The organism is Desulfomicrobium aestuarii (assembly GCF_055385525.1).
On the sequence record NZ_AP042427.1, the window covers coordinates 1,741,288 to 1,757,859 of the forward strand.

A 16,572-nucleotide genomic window follows, 5' to 3' on the forward strand; every position below is an offset into this window, starting at 1 on the left:
GGCGCGAACAGCATCCAGTTCCGCCCGCGTCTTCATTTCAAGACATCGTTCACTGCCGTTTTGACAACTCATTACGGCGACATCGACACTCCTTCACCGCCTTTGCCCTGAAAAAGGACTGTCACGGCTTTCCGTCGTGACAGTCCTTCCTGCGTTCTAGCGAACACATCCTTCGGCATAGCAGGCAGTTCTGGACCCGGGTCATCCCGCGTGGGGAATCGCTGTGGATGTATTTATCTGCAATAATCTGTTTTTATTGATTCATTCAAACAGAGGTGGTCTCCTATGGTCTTCAGTTGGATGAACGTCTCGATCCTGGCATTCTTGGCGGCCGGCCTGGCATTCGCCCTCGGGCCCATCGTCGTGTCCCTCCTCCTGGCCCCCAAGGCCAGGGGCGGCGCCTTCGCCGAATCCTACGAATGCGGCATTCCGGTTCACGGGCGTCAGGCGTGGGTGCAATTCGGCCTGACTTTCTACTTCTACGCCCTCATCTTCCTCGCCTTCGACGTCGACGTTCTCTACCTCTTCCCGGTGACCGCCATGTACCCTGACACCACCGGGTGGGTTCCCTTCTGGCAGGTCCTCGTCTTCATTGCCGTGCTCTTCGCCGCGATCTTCTATTTTTCCAGCAAAGGAGTGTTCTCATGGCCCAGACGAATCCGCGTATCGCCCCGGCGGTAACTGACCTCGAACCGCCGCTGCTCAACCTGAAGCCGGCGCAGCAGGTGCTCGACATCTGCCGGGCCATGTCGCTGTGGCCCATGACCTTCGGCCTGGCCTGCTGCGCCATCGAGATGATGGCCGTCGGCATGGCCCGCTTCGACATCTCGCGCTTCGGGGCCGAAGTTTTCCGGCCCTCGCCCCGCCAGTCGGACCTCATGATCGTGGCCGGCACCGTGACGCGCAAGATGGCCCCGGCCCTGGTGCGCCTGTACGAGCAGATGCCGGCTCCCAAATACGTCATCGCCATGGGAAACTGCGCCATCTCGGGCGGCCCCTTTGCCGGGGAGCACAACTACAACGTGGTCGAGGGTGTGGACACGCTCGTACCCGTGGACGTCTATGTCCCCGGCTGTCCGCCGCGCCCCGAGGGACTGCTGGAAGGGCTCTTCCTCCTGCAGGAGAAGATCACCGGGAAACGCTGGTGGCCCGAGGCCCTGGGAGGGATCGAGCCATGAACGGACACTTCCTCGAAACCCTGCCCTGCCTTTGCTCCTCGGTTCAGGACCCCGGGCGCACGGGCCTGACCTTCGCGGTCCTCATCGCCCCCGGACAGGTCCGCAGCGCCGCGCAGCTTTGCCGGGCCGCCGGCTACCATCTGGAGGACGTCACCGTGTGCGAGGTGCAGGAGGGAACCCTGGCCATCTACCACTTCGACCGCTTCGGCCGGCCGGGCCGCATCTCCTGTATGGCCCTGAGCACCGACAACGCCTTCGACTCCATCGCCGACATCTTTCCCGGGGCCGACTGGCACGAACGGGAGTGCTTCGACTTTTTCGGCACGACCTTCGCCGGGCACCCAAACCTCATCCCCCTGCTCCTGCCGCCCGACGCCCAGACACCGCCGCTCAGAAAGCAGGACGGCGGCAAGGTCCCCCTGACCACGATCTTCCCCTGGGCCCAGGCCCCGGCAACCCCGGAGGAGGCATGATGTTCACCAAGGAACAGATCGCCGAGCGCGGATTCTACACGCAGCACTTCGAACAGGGAAAGCAGGACAACACCCTCATCCTGAACATGGGCCCACAGCACCCTTCGACGCACGGCGTCCTGCGCGTCATGCTGGAGATCGACGGCGAGTACATCCTGCGCGCCGACCCCGTGCTCGGGTACATCCACCGCATGCACGAGAAGATGGCCGAGGGCAAAACCTACGCCCAGTTCATCACCAACATGGGCCGCGTGGACTACCTGCACGCCCTGGCCTGGAACTGGGCCTTCGTGGGCGCGGTGGAAAAACTCGGGGAGACCCCGCCTACGCCGCGGGCCGAGTACCTGCGCGTCATCACCTGCGAACTGAACCGCATCTCCTCGCACCTGCTCTGGTGGGGGGCCTACCTCCTGGACCTGGGCGCCTTCACCCCCATCCTCTACGCATTCGACGACCGCGAGGAACTCCTGGACATCCTCCAGGACATGACCGGCTCCCGCCTGACCTACGCGTCCTTCACCTTCGGGGGCGTGGTCGCGGACATGAGCGACGCGCTCAAGGAACGCATCACGCGCTTCATCGCGCGGCTGCGCGACCGTCTGCCCATGTACAAGTCCCTGGTCACGGACAACTTCATCCTTCTCGGCCGGGTCGAAGACATAGGGCACATCCCCGTGGACATGGCCGTGCGCTACGGCGCCACGGGCCCGGTCCTGCGCGGCAGCGGCGTGGCCTACGACGTGCGCCGGGCCGAGCCCTATTCCGTCTATCCGGACCTGGATTTCACCATCCCCACCAGCCCTCGCACCGACGCCCTGGGGCGCTACCTGGTGCGCATGCAGGAACTCGAACAGAGCCTGAACATCGTCGAACAGGCCGTGGCCCAGATTCCCGAAGGCGACATCCAGGCCAAGATGCCAAAAAAACCGAAAGTCCCGGCCGGCGAAGTCTACTTCGCCGTGGAAGGGGCGCGGGGCAAGATCGGCTGCTACCTGCAGAGCGACGGGGGCGGGAGCCCCTACCGCGTCAAGCTGCGCGCCCCGAGCTTCTCCAACCTGAGCCTGTTCGCGGAACTGAGCCAGGGCACGCTCCTGGCCGACGCCGTATCCATCCTGGGCAGCCTCGACCTCGTCATCCCGGAGATTGACCGATGATCGACCCGCAACTCCTGCGCATCCTCGTGGCATTGGTGGGCATCCTGGTCTTCGTGGCCCTGAACGCCCTGGCCCTGGTCTACGCCGAGCGGAAAATCGCCGGCCATGTCCAGCGCCGCCCCGGCCCCTACGAAGTGGGCCCCCACGGCATACTCCAACCCCTGGTGGACGGCCTCAAGCTCATGGGCAAGCAGCTGACCACTCCCAAGGACGCCGACCCGGTCATCTTCTGGCTGGCGCCCGTCATGTGCTTCATGCCCGTGGCCCTGTGCATGCTGCCCATCCCCTTCGGCCCGAACCTCGTGGCCCTGAAGCTCGACCTGGGCATCGTGCTCATCCTGGCCTTCGCCGGGTTCGGCGTGCTCTCGCTGTGCCTGGCCGGCTGGGGCTCCAACAACAAGTGGAGCCTCCTGGGCGCTGCCCGCTCCGTGGCCCAGAACGTGGCCTACGAGATCCCCCTGCTCCTGTCCGTGCTCTCGGTCGCCTTCATGACCGGCAGCCTGGATCTGGCCACCATCTCCGCCGGCCAGGGCGCCCTGCCCTGGCAGTGGAACGCCCTCGTCAACCCGCTGGGCTTCGTCATCTACTTCATCTGCGCCCTGGCCGAGACCAACCGCGCACCCTTCGACCTTCCCGAGGCCGAGAGCGAGCTGACCGCGGGTTTCCACACCGAATACTCGGGCATGGGTTTCGGGCTCTTCTTCATGGCCGAGTACGCCAACATGGTCGTGGTCTGCTCCGTGGCCACCGTGCTCTTCCTGGGCGGCTGGAACGGCCCCTTCGCCCCCGGCTGGTGGTGGTTCCTGCTGAAGATGTACGCCCTCATCTTCCTCATCATCCAGATCCGCTGGACGTACCCCCGGGTGCGTTTCGACCAGCTCCTGAACCTGTGCTGGCGGTGGCTCGTGCCCCTGGCCCTCGTGAACCTGGTGTACGTCACCGTCATCGTCAAACTCTAGGAGGCGTCGCGTGTACAGACTCGAAGAAATCAAGCGCGCGGCCCGGGGCATGTGGTCCCTCGTCGTCGGCCTGAACATCACCGGGAAATACTTTCTGCAGCCCAACGTGACCATCCACTACCCCCGTCAGGAAGTGGACAATCTAGCGACGTTTCGGGGTCATATCGAGCTGATTCCCGAGGACAACGATCCGCTGACGCCGCGCTGCATCTCCTGCGGCACGTGCGCCAGGGCCTGCCCCTCGAACTGCATCACCGTGACCAAGAAAAAGGCTCCCGCGCCCACGCCCGAGGAAGTCGAACAGGGCGTCAAGCCCAAGGCGCCCAAGGACCCCGAAACCTTCCGGCTTGACTTCACCCTCTGCTCCCTGTGCGGGCAATGCGTGATGTCCTGCCCCGCAGACGCGATCCGCTTCTCGCAGAACATCAACATCGCGGGGTATTCGCGACAGGACTTCTATTTCGACCTCATCGCCCGGCTGCGCTCACGGCTGCCGAAACACGTCAAGAAGGCGGAATAATTATGGAAACACTCGCATTGTTCGCCTACGCCCTGTACCTGACCATCATCGTCGGCGGCGGGTTCACGGCCGTGACCAACCCGAACCTGGTCCGGGCCCTGGTCGGCCTGGTGGCGGCCATGTTCGGCGTCGCCGGCATGTATTTCCTCATGAACGCGCCCTTTGTGGGCCTCATGCAGCTGCTCATCTACGTCGGCGCCATCAGCGTCCTCATCTTCTTCGCCATCATGCTGACCCGCCCGCCTGCGGGCGGCGAGGAGCAGGCCACGTCACGGCGCAGGCCCATGGCCTTCGTGGCCGCGGCCGCGCCGGTGGCACTGCTGGGGGCGGTCTGCCTCAAGGCATTCGAACAGACCGTGGACGTGCCCGACGAAACGGGCATCAAGGAACTGGGGCAGGGGCTCCTGGGCACCTACGGGCTGGCCTTTGAACTCATTTCCGTGGTGCTTCTGGTGGCCATGGCCGGGGCCGTCTTGCTTGGCTTCAAACGGAGGGAGGAGGCATGAACTCGCTCTTTCTCTTTCATCTGGCGGGGCTTGCACTCCTGGGCCTGGGCCTTTTCGGCCTCGTCCAGCGCAAGACCCTCGTGGGTATGCTCATCAGCGTCGAACTGCTCCTGAACGGCGCGGGCCTGTCCATCGTCGCCTCGGCCAAGCTGACCCCGGCCGACGACGTCCTCGGCCAGCTTTCGTCGCTCTTGATCATGGGGCTGGCCGCCGCCGAGGCGACCCTGGTTCTGGCCATCATCCTGGTTGTGCTGCGGCGCTTCGGCTCCGTGGAAACCGACACCATCGCCACACTGAGGGACTAAATGGACACACCGGCACTCCTCATCCCCCTCATCGTCACGGGTCTCGCCCCCCTGGGCATCTGGATATTCCGCAAAACCCCGAACACCCGTGAAGGCGTCTCCTTCGTCGCCGCGGCCCTGACCTTCGGCTTCATGCTCTCCCTCGTCCCGGGCGTGCTCGGCGGCGAGATCAAGACCCTGACCGTGTTCACCATCCTGCCGGGCATCACCGTCAAGCTCTGCGCCGACGGGCTGACCATGATCTTCGGCATCGTAGCGAGCTTCCTGTGGTTTCTGGCCACGAGCTACAACATCGGCTACATGCGCGGCCTGAACGAGCACGCCCAGACGCGCTACTACTTCTGCTTCGCCATCGCCATCTTCGGCGCGGTGGGCGTAGCCATGAGCGCGAACATCTTCACGCTCTACCTCTTCTACGAGGTCATCTCCATCTTCACCTACCCCCTCGTCGCGCACCATCAGGACGACGAGGCCTACAGCGGCGCGCGCAAGTACATGGTCTACCTCATGGGCACGTCGAAGCTCTTCCTGCTCCCGGCCATGGTCCTGACCTACGTCATCTGCGGCACCCTCGACTTCCAGCTCGGCGACGTGGTCAAGGGCATCTTCCCGGCCGACGCCGACCCGTTCCTGGTGCAGCTGACCTACGTGCTTTACATCGCAGGTCTCGCCAAGGCGGCCCTCATGCCGTTCCACAACTGGCTGCCCTCGGCCATGGTCGCGCCCACGCCGGTCTCGGCCCTGCTGCATGCGGTGGCGGTGGTCAAGGCGGGCGTGTTCTCGGTCAGCCGGATCATCCTGTCCGGGTTTGGCCTTGAGACCATGAACGCCCTGAACCTGGGTATCCCCACGGCCTACCTGGCCGCCTTCACCATCGTCGTGGCGTCGATCATCGCCCTGACCAAGGACGACCTGAAGGCCCGGCTGGCCTACTCCACCGTCAGCCAGCTGTCCTACGTCATCATCGGCGTGACCATGCTCACCCCCGACGCCGTCACGGGCGGCCTGGCCCACATCGCGCACCACGCCTTCTCCAAGATCACGCTCTTCTTCGCCGCCGGCGCCATCTACGTGGCCACGCACCACAAGAAGATCAGCCTCATGGGCGGGTTCGGGCGCAAGATGCCCTTCACCTTCACCATGTTCGCCCTGGCTGCCCTTTCCATGATCGGCATGCCGCCGGTCTGCGGGTTCGTGTCCAAATGGTACCTGATCAACGGGGCCATGCAAGCCCACCAGGTCATCATCCTCTGCGCCCTTCTGGGCAGCACGATCCTGAACGCCGGCTACTTCACGCCCATCATCTACCGGGCCTTCTTCATGGCGCCCAGCCCCGCCGTGGACTACGACCACTGCTCCGAGGCGCCCATGACCATGGTCATCCCACTGACCATCACGGCCGTGATCAGCGTGCTGCTGGGCTTCTTCCCGCAGATCTTCTTCAGCTTCATCAACGTCTTCACCAAGTTCGGAGGCTAGCCGTGGAAACAAGCACTCTTGGCGAACTCCTGGGCAGGGCCCGGCAGAACCCCGGCTTCTGGAAAAAGGTCATGTACGGGATCATGGTCCTTCTGGTCGGGCTGAACGTCTTCATCTACCCGCACACCCCGCACTTCCCGGGCGAGGGAAAGCCCGGCTACTGGGCCGTGTTCGCGCTGGTCGCCACGGTCGCCATGGTCCGGATCTGCAAGGGGGCCGCCCACACCTTCCTGGGCAAGAAGGAGGGCTACTATGACCGCTAGCTTCCAGCACCCCTCCGTCCCGTTCCTGATCGCGGCGCTGCTCATCCCGCTCATCAGGACGGACAAATACCGCTGGCTCCTGCCCATCCCGGCTCTCATGGCCCTCGCATCGGTACTGACCATGCCCACGGGCACGCATGGGGTCATGCACTACCTCGGGCAGATACTGACCACGGGCAGGGTGGACACGCTGTCCATCGTCTTCGCCCACGTCTTCGCCATCCAGTCGGTCATCGGCTTCATCTACGCCCTGCACCTCAAGGACAGGGCCCAGCACGTGGCCGCCAACCTCTACGTGGCGGGCGGCTTCGGCTGCGTCTTCGCCGGCGACTACCTGACCCTGTTCCTCTTCTGGGAACTGATGAGCATCGCCTCGACCATGCTCATCTGGCTGAATCGCGCCCCGCGCTCGACGGCGGCGGGCTTCCGCTACTTCCTGTTCCATACCCTGAGCGGGCTCATACTCCTGGCGGGCATGCTGATCCGGCACCAGGCCACGGGCAGCTTCGCCTTCGAAGCCATCATCCCGGCCTCGGCCCAATGGTACGACTACCTCATCCTGGCCGGCTTCTGCGTCAACGCCGCCGTCGTGCCCCTGCACGCCTGGCTGCCCGACGCCTACCCCCGGGCGACCATCACCGGCGCCGTGTTCATGTCGGCCTACACGACCAAGACGGCCGTGTACGTCCTGCTGCGCGGCTTCTCCGGCTTCGAGGTCCTGGCCATCGGCGGGACCATCATGGCCATCTACGGCGTCTGCTACGCCACCATCGAGAACAACGCCCGGCGCATCCTGTCCTACCACATCGTCTCGCAGGTCGGGTACATGGTCGCCGGCATCGGCATCGCCTCCCAGCTGACCCTGAACGGCGCCTGCGCCCACGCCTACGCCCACATCATCTACAAGGGCCTGCTGTTCATGACCACGGGCGCGCTGCTCTACGCCACGGGCACGGCCAAGCTCTCGGAACTCGGCGGCCTGGTCCGCCGACTGCCCTGGGTCTTCGTGCTGTACATGGTCGCGGCCGTGTCCATCTCGGGCATGCCGCTCTTCTCGGGCTTCGTGTCCAAGACCATGGTCATCGCCGGGGCGGCCGAGGCGCACCGCACCTGGCTGGCCCTGGGGCTGGAGCTGGCCTCCATCGGCACCTTCCTGTCCGTCGGTTTGAAGCTCCCGTACTTCGCCTTCTACGCCAAGCCCGACGACATGACCCGGCAGATCACCCCCATCCCGGCCAACATGTACGTGGCCATGGGCCTGGGCGCGGCATTGTGCTTCATCATCGGCATCCAGCCGCAGCTGTTGTATTCGCTGCTGCCCTTCGAGGCCGACTACGTGCCCTACACCCCGTGGCACGTGCTGCAGATCTCCATCCTGCTCGGCTTCACGGGCCTGGGCTTCTCCCTCATGGTGGGACGGCTCACGCCGGCGGCCAAGCAGAATCTGGACTTCGAGTTCTTCTACATCTGGACCGGCAGGATATTCCTGTTCTTCTGCCAGTACCCCTTCGCCGTTGTCGACGCCTGGTGGAGCGAAATCTACCGGAAGGTCGGCCTGGGCGGTCTGCTGGAACGCGCCAAGGAAGCCAACTACTGCGACCAGCTCGTCATCGACGGCATCCTGGACGGCAGCGCCCTCGGCGTGCGCGGCATCGGACGCCACGCCGCATCGACGGTCAACGGCAAACTGCAGGACTACATCGGCGGCGCCGTGATCCTGGCCTTCGGCATCGGCGCCGCGGCGATGCTCTTCACCCTGCTCCGCTAACCACGAAACGAGGACTGACCAACATGACAGCATCATCCTTTCCGGTCCTGAGCGCGCTCATCTTCTTCCCCCTGGCGGCGTCTCTGGCGCTGCTGGCGGTGAAGGGCGAAGAGGCCGTCCGCAGGCTGACCCTGGCCGCGGGGCTGGCGGAGATCGCGCTGGCGCTCCCGCTGGCGGGTTTCGATCTCGCCTCGGGTGGGTTCCAGTTCGTGGAGAAGGCGTCCTGGGTGCCGCAGTGGGGGCTGACCTACCATCTCGGCATCGACGGCATCAGCCTGCTCATGATCCTGCTGACCGTGGCCCTCCTGCCGCTGTGCGTGCTCTGCTCCTGGCACTACATCTCCAGGCGCATCAAGGAGTTCCACATCGTCCTGCTGCTCATGACCTCGGCCTGCGTCGGCGTCTTCGCGGCCCTGGACTTCGTGCTCTTCTACCTCTTCTGGGAAGCCATGCTCGTGCCCATGTACCTGCTCATCGCGGTCTGGGGCGGCCCCAACAAGCGCTACGCGTCCATCAAGTTCTTCCTCTACACCCTGGCGGGGTCGACGCTCCTGCTGGTGGCCATCATCGCGTTCTATGCCGCGGGTGGAACCTTCTCCATCCCGGAACTGATGACCAAGACCTTCAGCCCCAGGCTGCAGTTCTGGGCCTTCCTGGCCATGGCCCTGGCCTTCGCCATCAAGTGCCCCATGTTCCCCTTCCACACCTGGCTCCCGGCCGCCCACGTCGAGGCGCCCACGGCAGGGTCCGTCCTGCTGGCCTCGGTGCTCCTGAAGATGGGCACGTACGGCTTCCTGCGCTTCTGCATGCCCCTGACCCCGGACGCCTGCGTGACCTTCGCCCCTCTCATGATCGCCCTGTCCCTGGCCTCCATCCTCTACGGAGGGGTCATCGCCCTCGGGCAGAAGGACATGAAGAAGCTCATCGCCTACTCGTCCGTGGGCCACATGGGCTTCGTGACCCTGGGCATCTTCCTCTTCAGCCAGCGCGGCGTGGAGGGGGCGGTCATGCAGATGCTCAACCACGGCATCACCACCGGCGGCCTCTTCATGCTCGTCGGCGCGGCCTACGAGCGCAGCCACAGCCGCGAGATCAGCGAAAACATGGGCCTGGGCAAATACCTGCCGGCCTACATGTTCTTCTTCGGGCTCTTCTCCCTGTCCTCCCTGGGCTTCCCGGGCACCAACTCCTTCGTGGGCGAGGCCCTGGTCCTGGTGGGCGCGTTCCAGGAGAGCCTGCTGGTCGGCGGCCTGGCCATCCCCGGCGCCATGCTCGCCGCGGCCTACATGCTGCGCCTGCTGCAGAAACTGGCCTGGGGTGAACCGAGCAAAGGCTCCAAGTTCACCGACCTGTGCCCGCGGGAATGGGTCTACCTCGCGCCGCTGGCGGTCTTCGTGCTCTACATCGGCCTGGCCCCGACCATGACGCTCAAGGTCATGGACCCGTCCATCGACAAACTGCTCAAGGATTTCTCTGCCCGGACCGAGTACGCGGCTACCGCCAGACCCATCAACCTGGCCCATACCCCGATGATGAACGGCAAGGAGGCAAACCAATGACCCTCGCGCTTCTCCCTGAAATCCTGCTTCTGGGGCTCATCGTCCTGATTTTCATCCTCGTGGTCGCGAAACCGGGCAAGGATGTGGCCGGAACCTGGCTCCCCGTCGGCTGCCTGGCCGTCCTGGCCGCTGCGGGGGCGAGCCTCGGGCAGTCGGCCGTCCTCTTCGGCGGCACCTACCAGGTGGACCCCCTGTCCCAATTCATGAAAATGGCCGTGGCCCTGGGGCTGTTCATCGCCGTGACGAACTCCAGAGGCCAGGCGACGCTCAAGGACGAAGTACGCGCGGATTATACCATGCTGCTGTGCCTGTCGGCCTGGGGCCTCATGCTGCTGGCCAGCTCCGTTGAACTCATGACCATCTACATCTCCCTCGAAATATCCTCCTACGCCCTCTACGCCCTGATCCCCCTGCGGGCGGGCGACAAGCGCGCGGCCGAGGCGGGGATCAAGTACGTGCTCTTCGGGGCGGCGGCCACGGCGGTCTCCCTGTACGGGTTCGCCTACATCACCGCGTCCCAGCATACGACCTTTCTCGCTGAGCTCACGACCAAGCCGTGGGACTTCGCCACCAATCCCGGCGCCCTGGTCGGCCTGATCATGTTCATGGCCGGGTTCATGTACAAGCTGGCCCTGTTCCCCTTCCACTTCTGGTGCCCGGACGTCTACCAGGGCACGAGCAACGAGACGGCGGCCTACGCCGCGACCCTGCCCAAGCTCGGGGCCGTGGTCATCCTGGTCCGCCTGGCCTCGCTTCTGGTGCCGGGTCAGCCCGGCATGACCATCCTGGCCGTCCTGGGCGCGGTGTCCATGACCTTCGGCAACCTCTCGGCACTGGTCCAGGACGACGTGAAGCGCATGCTCGGCTACTCCTCCATCGCTCACGCCGGATACGTCGTCATCGGCCTGGTGGCCGGGACCGCCGAGGGACTGGCCTCGGCCTCGTTCTACGCGCTGATCTACATCCTCATGAACCTGACCTGCTTCTGGGTCGTCTGCCACCTGTCCAAGGACGGCCGGAACATGCGCTACGCGGATCTGGACGGGCTGCACCAGCGCAGCCCTGTCTTCGCCTTCGTCCTGGCCGTGGCCGCGTTCTCCCTGGTCGGTCTGCCGCCCACCGCCGGGTTCATGGGCAAGCTCTTCCTGCTGACCGCGGCCTGGGGCCGGGGCTATGACTGGCTGGTCATCATCGCGGCCCTGAACACGGCCATCTCGATCTACTTCTATCTGAGCCTGGTCCGGCATGCCTACACGCATGACCCGTCATCCGCGCTTGAAACCAAGAACAGCGGACTGGCTCTGGGCACACTTTTCGCGGCCGTTCTCCTGGCGCTCGGCATCCTGCCGGGCCCCGTCTACGAGTTGGCCGCGCAGGCCGGCAAATCGCTTTTGCCGTAACGCTTCTGGCTTGGGGAAAATCCGGTACAACATTTAACGCATTTGGAGCTTCTATGAATTGGATTCAGGTTTACGACCCCTTTAACAGTATTGTCGGATCCGCCCTCATTGCGGCGATACCGCTCTACATCCTCTTCTTCATGCTGGCCGTGAAGAGAGCCAAGGGGCATTTCGCCGCGGGCCTGGCCGTGCTCGGCGCCCTGATCGTGGCGGTGGCCATCTGGGGCATGCCCGCACAGCTGGCCGCATCCTCCTTCCTCTACGGCGCCGGGGTCGGCATCTTCCCCATCGTCTGGATCGTCGTCACCGCCATCTGGGTCTACAACATGACCGTCGAGAGCGGGCAGTTCGAGATCATCAAGAGCTCCCTGGCCACCATCACCGAAGACCGGCGCCTGCAGGCCATCTTCATCGCCTTCGCCTTCGGCTCCTTCATCGAGGGTACCGCCGGCTTCGGCACGCCCGTGGCCATTACCGCGGCCATGCTCGTCGGCCTGGGCTTCAACCCCCTCTACGCCGCCGGCCTGTGTCTCATCGCCAACACCGCACCCGTGGCCTTCGGCGCCCTGGGTATTCCGATCATCGCCGTGGCCGAACTGACCAAGCTCGATGTCATGCACATCAGCGCCATCACCGGCCGCCAGCTGCCCTTCCTGTCCATCATCGTGCCCCTGTGGCTGTCCGTGACCATGTGCGGCTTCAAGCGCTCCATGGAAGTGCTGCCGGCGTGCATCGTGGCCGGGCTCTGCTTTGCGGTCACCCAGTTCGTGACCTCAAACTACATCGGCCCCATGCTGCCCGACGTCCTCTCGGCCATCGCCACCATCGTCGGCCTGGGCATGTTCCTGAAGGTCTGGCAGCCCAAGAGCATCTGGCGCTTCCCCAACGAGCCCGCCTCCACCGGCAAGGCCGTCTGCAACTACTCCCAGGCCGAGGTCATCCGCGCCTGGATGCCCTGGATCATCCTCGCCGCCATGGTCTTCATCTGGGGCCTCAAGCCCGTGCAGGACATGATGAAGTCCACGGTCATCACCTTCGCCTGGCCGGGCCTCGATTCCCTGATCAGCAAGACCGTGCCCGTCGTGGCCCAGGACACCGTCTACAAGGCCATGTACAAGTTCAACTACCTGACCTCCCCCGGCACCGCCGTCCTCATCGCCGGCATCCTGTCCCTGTCCGTGCTGCCCAACTACGGCGCCGGCCGCGCCGTGGCCTGCTTCGGCAAGACCGTGGTGCAGCTGCGCTTCCCCATCGTGACCATCGCCATGATCGTGGGCCTGGCCTACCTCATGAACTACTCCGGCATGAGCTCCACCCTGGGCCTGGCCTTCGCCCAGACCGGCCACTTCTTCCCGCTCTTCTCGCCGGTCATCGGCTGGCTGGGCGTGTTCCTGACCGGCTCCGACACGTCCTCGAACCTGCTCTTCGGCAACCTGCAGATGACCACCGCCCAGCAGATCGGCGTGTCCCCGGAACTGTGCGTGGCCGCCAACTCCTCCGGCGGCGTCACCGGCAAGATGATCTCCCCGCAGTCCATCTCCGTGGCCACGGCCGCGGCCAACATGGTCGGCGAGGAAGGCAACCTCTTCCTCTTCACCCTCAAACACTCCATCGCGATGATCATCTTCATCAGCGTGCTGACATATCTCCAAGCCTACCCCTTGAGCTGGATGCTGCCCTAACCCTCCGTCATCGAACGATGCCGGAGAGGACTGCCGTACACCGGCTCCCTCCCTCCCCACGGCCGCCTGCCTCCCCACAAGGCAGGCGGCCTTTCTTCTCGCGCTGGAACATGGCGATCAGTGGAGACGCTCTGGCTCCGTTGCGCCCGCACCCGTCACAGCGGCCAAAAGAAGAGCAACAGCGGAAGACTTACCGTAAGGACGAGAATGTCCATCGGCAGCCCCATGCGCCAGTAATCGCCGAAACGGAACCCGCCGGGGCCGAGGATCAGGGTGTTGTTCTGGTGTCCGATGGGCGTCAGGAAGGCGCAGGAAGCCCCGATGGCCACGGCCATGAGAAAGGTGTCCGGATTGACTCTCAGCCGAAGCGCCGCGCCCAGACCGATGGGAGCCATCACGGCCGCGGTTGCCGTGTTGTTCATGAAATCGGTCAGCAACATGGTCGAGACCATGACCACCACCAGGCCGGCAAAGGCATTGCCCTGCGCCAGATTTTCCAGCAGCAGCCGTGCAAGCAGGTCGGCCGTGCCGGTGCTCTGCATGGCGTCGGCAACCGGCAGGAGCGCCCCCAGCAGCACGACCACGGGCCAGTCGACCGCCTCGTAGACGGTGCGCAGCGGAACGGTTCGCAGCGCCATGGACGCCAGCACCCCGGCAGCGAAGGACACCGCTGCGGAAAGAAGGCCCAGGGCGGTCGCGACTACCGACACGGCCAGAATCCCCGCAGCCAAGAGGGCCTTCCGCTTGTCCGGGATGCTGAGATCCCGTTGCGCCAGGGGCACGCAGCCGAAACTGTTCGCGAACTCGTTCAAGACGTCGAGCCGACCCTGAACGAGCAGCACGTCGCCGGGCTTGAACTTGAGGGAACGCAATCTCGCGACGGTGAATGCACCCTGCCGGGCTACGGCCAGCAGGTTGATGCCGTATCGGCTGCGCAGCAGCAGATCGCTCGCGGAGCTCCCGACAATCCTGGCTTCCGGCAGCACGGCCATTTCAGCCAACCCGGCATCCGTGTCGTGAGCGAATCCTTCGGGCTTGCCGAAGCGCTCTTCGAGACCTGCGTCCGGCCCGGAGCTGCCGGCGTTTTCCGTCATGCCGGAGCCTTCCCCGCCGGCCGCCTTCAGCCCGATATCGCTTCCAGCGGGACCACCTGAACCCGCCTGCGTTTTGTATTCCTCCAACTTGAGGTCAAGTCGGGACAGCACCTCCGCCAGGACACCGGCATTCGCTTCCAGCACGAGGACGTCTCCGCCCCGCAGAATCTTGCCGGGCCTGGGCGAACGCACGTAGACGTCGTTGCGGACCAGATCCAGCAGCTGCGCATCGAGATCGGCCAACACGTCCGTCACCTCGCGGACCTGTTTGCCTTCGACGGCGCTGCCCGCTGGTACGCGAAGCTCGGTAATGTACGTGCTGGTCTCGAAACCGGCGGTTCCGGCCTGCTTCAGCGCCGGAACCAGGCGCCAGCCGACGAGGGCGATGAAGACGATGCCGACGGCGGACAACGGCAAGCCCACCATGGAGAAATCGAACATGCCGAAGGCGCTCATGTCCGGCTTGGCGGCGCGAAACCCTGAAATGATCAGATTGGGCGGGGTTCCGATCAGGGTCATGGTGCCGCCGAGGATCGACCCGAAAGCCAGAGGCATCAGAATCTTCCCCGGAGGGAGGTCGAGCCTGCGTGCGACCTGGATGGCGACCGGCATCAGCAGAGCCAATGCACCCACATTGTTCATGAACGCCGACAGAACAGCGCCCAGCGCAGCCAGCGCGGCTATGCTCGCCGTGGGTTTGGCGTCTCCCGGCAGCACGATTCTGCTCAAGACGTCTACGGCCCCGGAAAGCTGCAGGGCGCGACTGAGCACGAGCACGCAGGCCACGGTGACCACAGCCGGGTGGCCGAAACCGGCAAAGGCCTCCCCCGGAGCGACCAAACCGAAGACGACGCAGGCCAGCAACGCCCCGACCGCCACCATGTCATGCCGCCACCTGCCCCAGATGAACATGCCGATGGTGCCCGCAATGACAATCAAAATCGCAGCCTGGTCGTGGTCCATAACAACCTCCGCTCAGGAATCACCCTGCTGCTGAAACTTATGTCGACCATAAGCTTATTCGAGACATTTTCAAATCAAATACGAAACGTCGCCTGCAATCACCGCTTCGCTCAATCCCCGGAATTCCCAAAAATCAGCTGACATGTCCCTGCCTCGAACCGGATAAAAGCAGTAAAATTAGAGCATTCCCCTACTGACATTTCCTCCCTTGGACGCTACAAAGCCCCATGCTTGAGCCACCATTCACCTTTCCGCCCATTCGTCAGGATACCAACAGAAGCACTTGGCCGGCCGAGACCCTCGGCCGGGCGCCGTACAAGCCATTCCTGCTCCTGGCCGTGCTCGACCTCATGGAGGCTGGCAGGGTCACGGAAAACCGGATCGTGCCCGACCAGGACCTGACCGACGCGTTCCTGCTCTACTGGAACGCCATCCTGCCCGACCGCCTGCGCCCGAGCATCCACCTGCCCTTCTTTCATCTGCGGACAGACGGGTTCTGGACGCTCCACCCGGTCCCCGGCAAGGCGCTGCCCGCCACGGAGCCGTCCTCCTGGAGGAACGTGCGAGAGCGATACGCCTTCGCGTCTTTGGACGAGGAAATTTTCGAACGACTGAAGAACCCCATCAACCGCGCAACGGCTCGGCTGGGACTGATTCGCCGCTGCTTCGTCCCAATGTTGGAAAAACCCCTGCTCGATCTGGCCAATACCCAAGTCTCGGCCTTCAACTACGCCGACAGCCTCCTCCGGGAAGCGCCGGTGCCCTACGAACAACCCGTGGAAAAACCCGTCCGCGACCAGGCATTCCGCAGGGTCATCGTCAAGGTCTACGACCACCGCTGCGCCCTGTGCGGCATCCGCATCATCTCCCCGGACAGCCGCACCGCGGTCGACGCCGCCCACATCAAGGACTGGGCCGTGTCCCACGACGACAGCCCCTCCAACGGACTGGCCCTGTGCAAGCTCTGCCACTGGACCTTCGACAGCGGCCTGGTTGGCTTCGACGACGACTACCGCGTCATCGTCGCCCGCTCCATAACCCGGGACGGCAACCTGCCCGGCCACATCCAGCAGTTCGCGCACCGGCCCATGATCCTGCCGGAGAGAGAATGTTACTACCCTGCGCCGGAGAATCTGGCTTGGCATCGGCAACTCTTCAAGCTCAGCTAAGGACTGCGCCATGGATTTTCCGTAACAACCCAATCCATACATAAAGCTGTTCCCGAAACTTTGACAACACAACAAGAACACTTCTGACGAATTTCAATTC

At 64.3% G+C, this 16,572-nt stretch carries 16 protein-coding genes; 15 read left to right on the plus strand and 1 reads right to left on the minus strand.

The features are described 5' to 3' along the window. Positions 1 to 285: 285 nt before the first annotated feature. The 14 genes from ACZ5AC_RS07945 to ACZ5AC_RS08010 are packed head-to-tail and all read left to right on the plus strand — an operon-like array spanning position 286 to position 13,246. Positions 286 to 681: an NADH-quinone oxidoreductase subunit A gene (locus ACZ5AC_RS07945; protein ID WP_464250408.1), complete on the plus strand. Its 396-nt coding sequence runs from the start codon at positions 286 to 288 to the stop codon at positions 679 to 681. Continuing rightward, on the plus strand, positions 645 to 1,178 hold the full coding sequence (locus tag ACZ5AC_RS07950) for an NADH-quinone oxidoreductase subunit B (RefSeq protein WP_464250409.1): 534 nt from the start codon (positions 645 to 647) through the stop codon (positions 1,176 to 1,178). Before ACZ5AC_RS07945 ends, ACZ5AC_RS07950 begins: the two co-directional genes overlap by 37 nt. Next, positions 1,175 to 1,651 carry an NADH-quinone oxidoreductase subunit C gene (locus tag ACZ5AC_RS07955; protein WP_464250410.1) on the plus strand — a complete coding sequence of 159 codons (477 nt, stop codon included), beginning with the start codon at positions 1,175 to 1,177 and terminating at the stop codon, positions 1,649 to 1,651. The genes ACZ5AC_RS07950 and ACZ5AC_RS07955 overlap by 4 nt, the downstream gene beginning before the upstream one ends. Beyond that, the gene (locus ACZ5AC_RS07960) at positions 1,651 to 2,805 is read left to right on the plus strand and encodes an NADH-quinone oxidoreductase subunit D (RefSeq protein ID WP_464250411.1); all 1,155 of its coding nucleotides are present in this window, start codon (positions 1,651 to 1,653) and stop codon (positions 2,803 to 2,805) included. Before ACZ5AC_RS07955 ends, ACZ5AC_RS07960 begins: the two co-directional genes overlap by 1 nt. Continuing rightward, positions 2,802 to 3,764, plus strand: a complete 963-nt coding sequence (gene nuoH / locus ACZ5AC_RS07965) for an NADH-quinone oxidoreductase subunit NuoH (RefSeq protein ID WP_464250412.1) — start codon at positions 2,802 to 2,804, stop codon at positions 3,762 to 3,764. The genes ACZ5AC_RS07960 and nuoH overlap by 4 nt, the downstream gene beginning before the upstream one ends. Positions 3,765 to 3,774: 10 nt before the next feature. Beyond that, positions 3,775 to 4,284 carry a 4Fe-4S binding protein gene (locus tag ACZ5AC_RS07970; protein WP_464250413.1) on the plus strand — a complete coding sequence of 170 codons (510 nt, stop codon included), beginning with the start codon at positions 3,775 to 3,777 and terminating at the stop codon, positions 4,282 to 4,284. A gap of 2 nt (positions 4,285 to 4,286) precedes the next feature. Beyond that, the gene (locus ACZ5AC_RS07975; protein WP_464250414.1) at positions 4,287 to 4,790 is read left to right on the plus strand and encodes an NADH-quinone oxidoreductase subunit J family protein; all 504 of its coding nucleotides are present in this window, start codon (positions 4,287 to 4,289) and stop codon (positions 4,788 to 4,790) included. Beyond that, positions 4,787 to 5,095: an NADH-quinone oxidoreductase subunit NuoK gene (gene nuoK, locus ACZ5AC_RS07980; RefSeq protein ID WP_028578204.1), complete on the plus strand. Its 309-nt coding sequence runs from the start codon at positions 4,787 to 4,789 to the stop codon at positions 5,093 to 5,095. Before ACZ5AC_RS07975 ends, nuoK begins: the two co-directional genes overlap by 4 nt. Beyond that, positions 5,096 to 6,574: a monovalent cation/H+ antiporter subunit D family protein gene (locus ACZ5AC_RS07985; protein WP_464250415.1), complete on the plus strand. Its 1,479-nt coding sequence runs from the start codon at positions 5,096 to 5,098 to the stop codon at positions 6,572 to 6,574. Positions 6,575 to 6,576: 2 nt separating this feature from the next. Continuing rightward, positions 6,577 to 6,837, plus strand: a complete 261-nt coding sequence (locus tag ACZ5AC_RS07990) for a hypothetical protein (RefSeq protein WP_464250416.1) — start codon at positions 6,577 to 6,579, stop codon at positions 6,835 to 6,837. Beyond that, positions 6,827 to 8,605, plus strand: a complete 1,779-nt coding sequence (locus ACZ5AC_RS07995; protein WP_464250417.1) for a Na(+)/H(+) antiporter subunit D — start codon at positions 6,827 to 6,829, stop codon at positions 8,603 to 8,605. Before ACZ5AC_RS07990 ends, ACZ5AC_RS07995 begins: the two co-directional genes overlap by 11 nt. A 23-nt stretch (positions 8,606 to 8,628) precedes the next feature. Then, positions 8,629 to 10,164 carry a complex I subunit 4 family protein gene (locus ACZ5AC_RS08000; RefSeq protein WP_464250418.1) on the plus strand — a complete coding sequence of 512 codons (1,536 nt, stop codon included), beginning with the start codon at positions 8,629 to 8,631 and terminating at the stop codon, positions 10,162 to 10,164. After that, entirely contained in the window at positions 10,161 to 11,564 is a 1,404-nt protein-coding gene (locus ACZ5AC_RS08005; protein WP_464250419.1) for an NADH-quinone oxidoreductase subunit N, read from the plus strand. The genes ACZ5AC_RS08000 and ACZ5AC_RS08005 overlap by 4 nt, the downstream gene beginning before the upstream one ends. Positions 11,565 to 11,617: 53 nt before the next feature. Beyond that, positions 11,618 to 13,246 carry an L-lactate permease gene (locus ACZ5AC_RS08010; RefSeq protein WP_464250420.1) on the plus strand — a complete coding sequence of 543 codons (1,629 nt, stop codon included), beginning with the start codon at positions 11,618 to 11,620 and terminating at the stop codon, positions 13,244 to 13,246. Between the two features lie 155 nt (positions 13,247 to 13,401). Here the strand turns inward: ACZ5AC_RS08010 and ACZ5AC_RS08015 are convergent, their stop codons facing one another. Beyond that, positions 13,402 to 15,303: an SLC13 family permease gene (locus ACZ5AC_RS08015; protein ID WP_464250421.1), complete on the minus strand. Its 1,902-nt coding sequence runs from the start codon at positions 15,301 to 15,303 to the stop codon at positions 13,402 to 13,404. Positions 15,304 to 15,530: 227 nt separating this feature from the next. Between ACZ5AC_RS08015 and ACZ5AC_RS08020 the strand changes: the two genes are divergently transcribed. Next, complete coding sequence (locus ACZ5AC_RS08020) at positions 15,531 to 16,472, plus strand: HNH endonuclease (protein ID WP_464250422.1); 942 nt, start codon at positions 15,531 to 15,533, stop codon at positions 16,470 to 16,472. The last annotated feature ends 100 nt before the right edge of the window (positions 16,473 to 16,572 follow it).

What these genes read in the sequence shown, in the direction of transcription:
- ACZ5AC_RS07945 (WP_464250408.1), top strand. Translation starts at nt 286, where the DNA reads ATGGTCTTCAGTTGGATGAACGTCTCGATCCTGGCATTCTTGGCGGCC.
- ACZ5AC_RS07950 (WP_464250409.1), top strand. Translation starts at nt 645, where the DNA reads ATGGCCCAGACGAATCCGCGTATCGCCCCGGCGGTAACTGACCTCGAA.
- ACZ5AC_RS07955 (WP_464250410.1), top strand. Translation starts at nt 1,175, where the DNA reads ATGAACGGACACTTCCTCGAAACCCTGCCCTGCCTTTGCTCCTCGGTT.
- ACZ5AC_RS07960 (WP_464250411.1), top strand. Translation starts at nt 1,651, where the DNA reads ATGTTCACCAAGGAACAGATCGCCGAGCGCGGATTCTACACGCAGCAC.
- nuoH (WP_464250412.1), top strand. Translation starts at nt 2,802, where the DNA reads ATGATCGACCCGCAACTCCTGCGCATCCTCGTGGCATTGGTGGGCATC.
- ACZ5AC_RS07975 (WP_464250414.1), top strand. Translation starts at nt 4,287, where the DNA reads ATGGAAACACTCGCATTGTTCGCCTACGCCCTGTACCTGACCATCATC.
- nuoK (WP_028578204.1), top strand. Translation starts at nt 4,787, where the DNA reads ATGAACTCGCTCTTTCTCTTTCATCTGGCGGGGCTTGCACTCCTGGGC.
- ACZ5AC_RS07985 (WP_464250415.1), top strand. Translation starts at nt 5,096, where the DNA reads ATGGACACACCGGCACTCCTCATCCCCCTCATCGTCACGGGTCTCGCC.
- ACZ5AC_RS07995 (WP_464250417.1), top strand. Translation starts at nt 6,827, where the DNA reads ATGACCGCTAGCTTCCAGCACCCCTCCGTCCCGTTCCTGATCGCGGCG.
- ACZ5AC_RS08000 (WP_464250418.1), top strand. Translation starts at nt 8,629, where the DNA reads ATGACAGCATCATCCTTTCCGGTCCTGAGCGCGCTCATCTTCTTCCCC.
- ACZ5AC_RS08005 (WP_464250419.1), top strand. Translation starts at nt 10,161, where the DNA reads ATGACCCTCGCGCTTCTCCCTGAAATCCTGCTTCTGGGGCTCATCGTC.
- ACZ5AC_RS08010 (WP_464250420.1), top strand. Translation starts at nt 11,618, where the DNA reads ATGAATTGGATTCAGGTTTACGACCCCTTTAACAGTATTGTCGGATCC.
- ACZ5AC_RS08015 (WP_464250421.1), bottom strand. Translation starts at nt 15,303, where the DNA reads ATGGACCACGACCAGGCTGCGATTTTGATTGTCATTGCGGGCACCATC.
- ACZ5AC_RS08020 (WP_464250422.1), top strand. Translation starts at nt 15,531, where the DNA reads ATGCTTGAGCCACCATTCACCTTTCCGCCCATTCGTCAGGATACCAAC.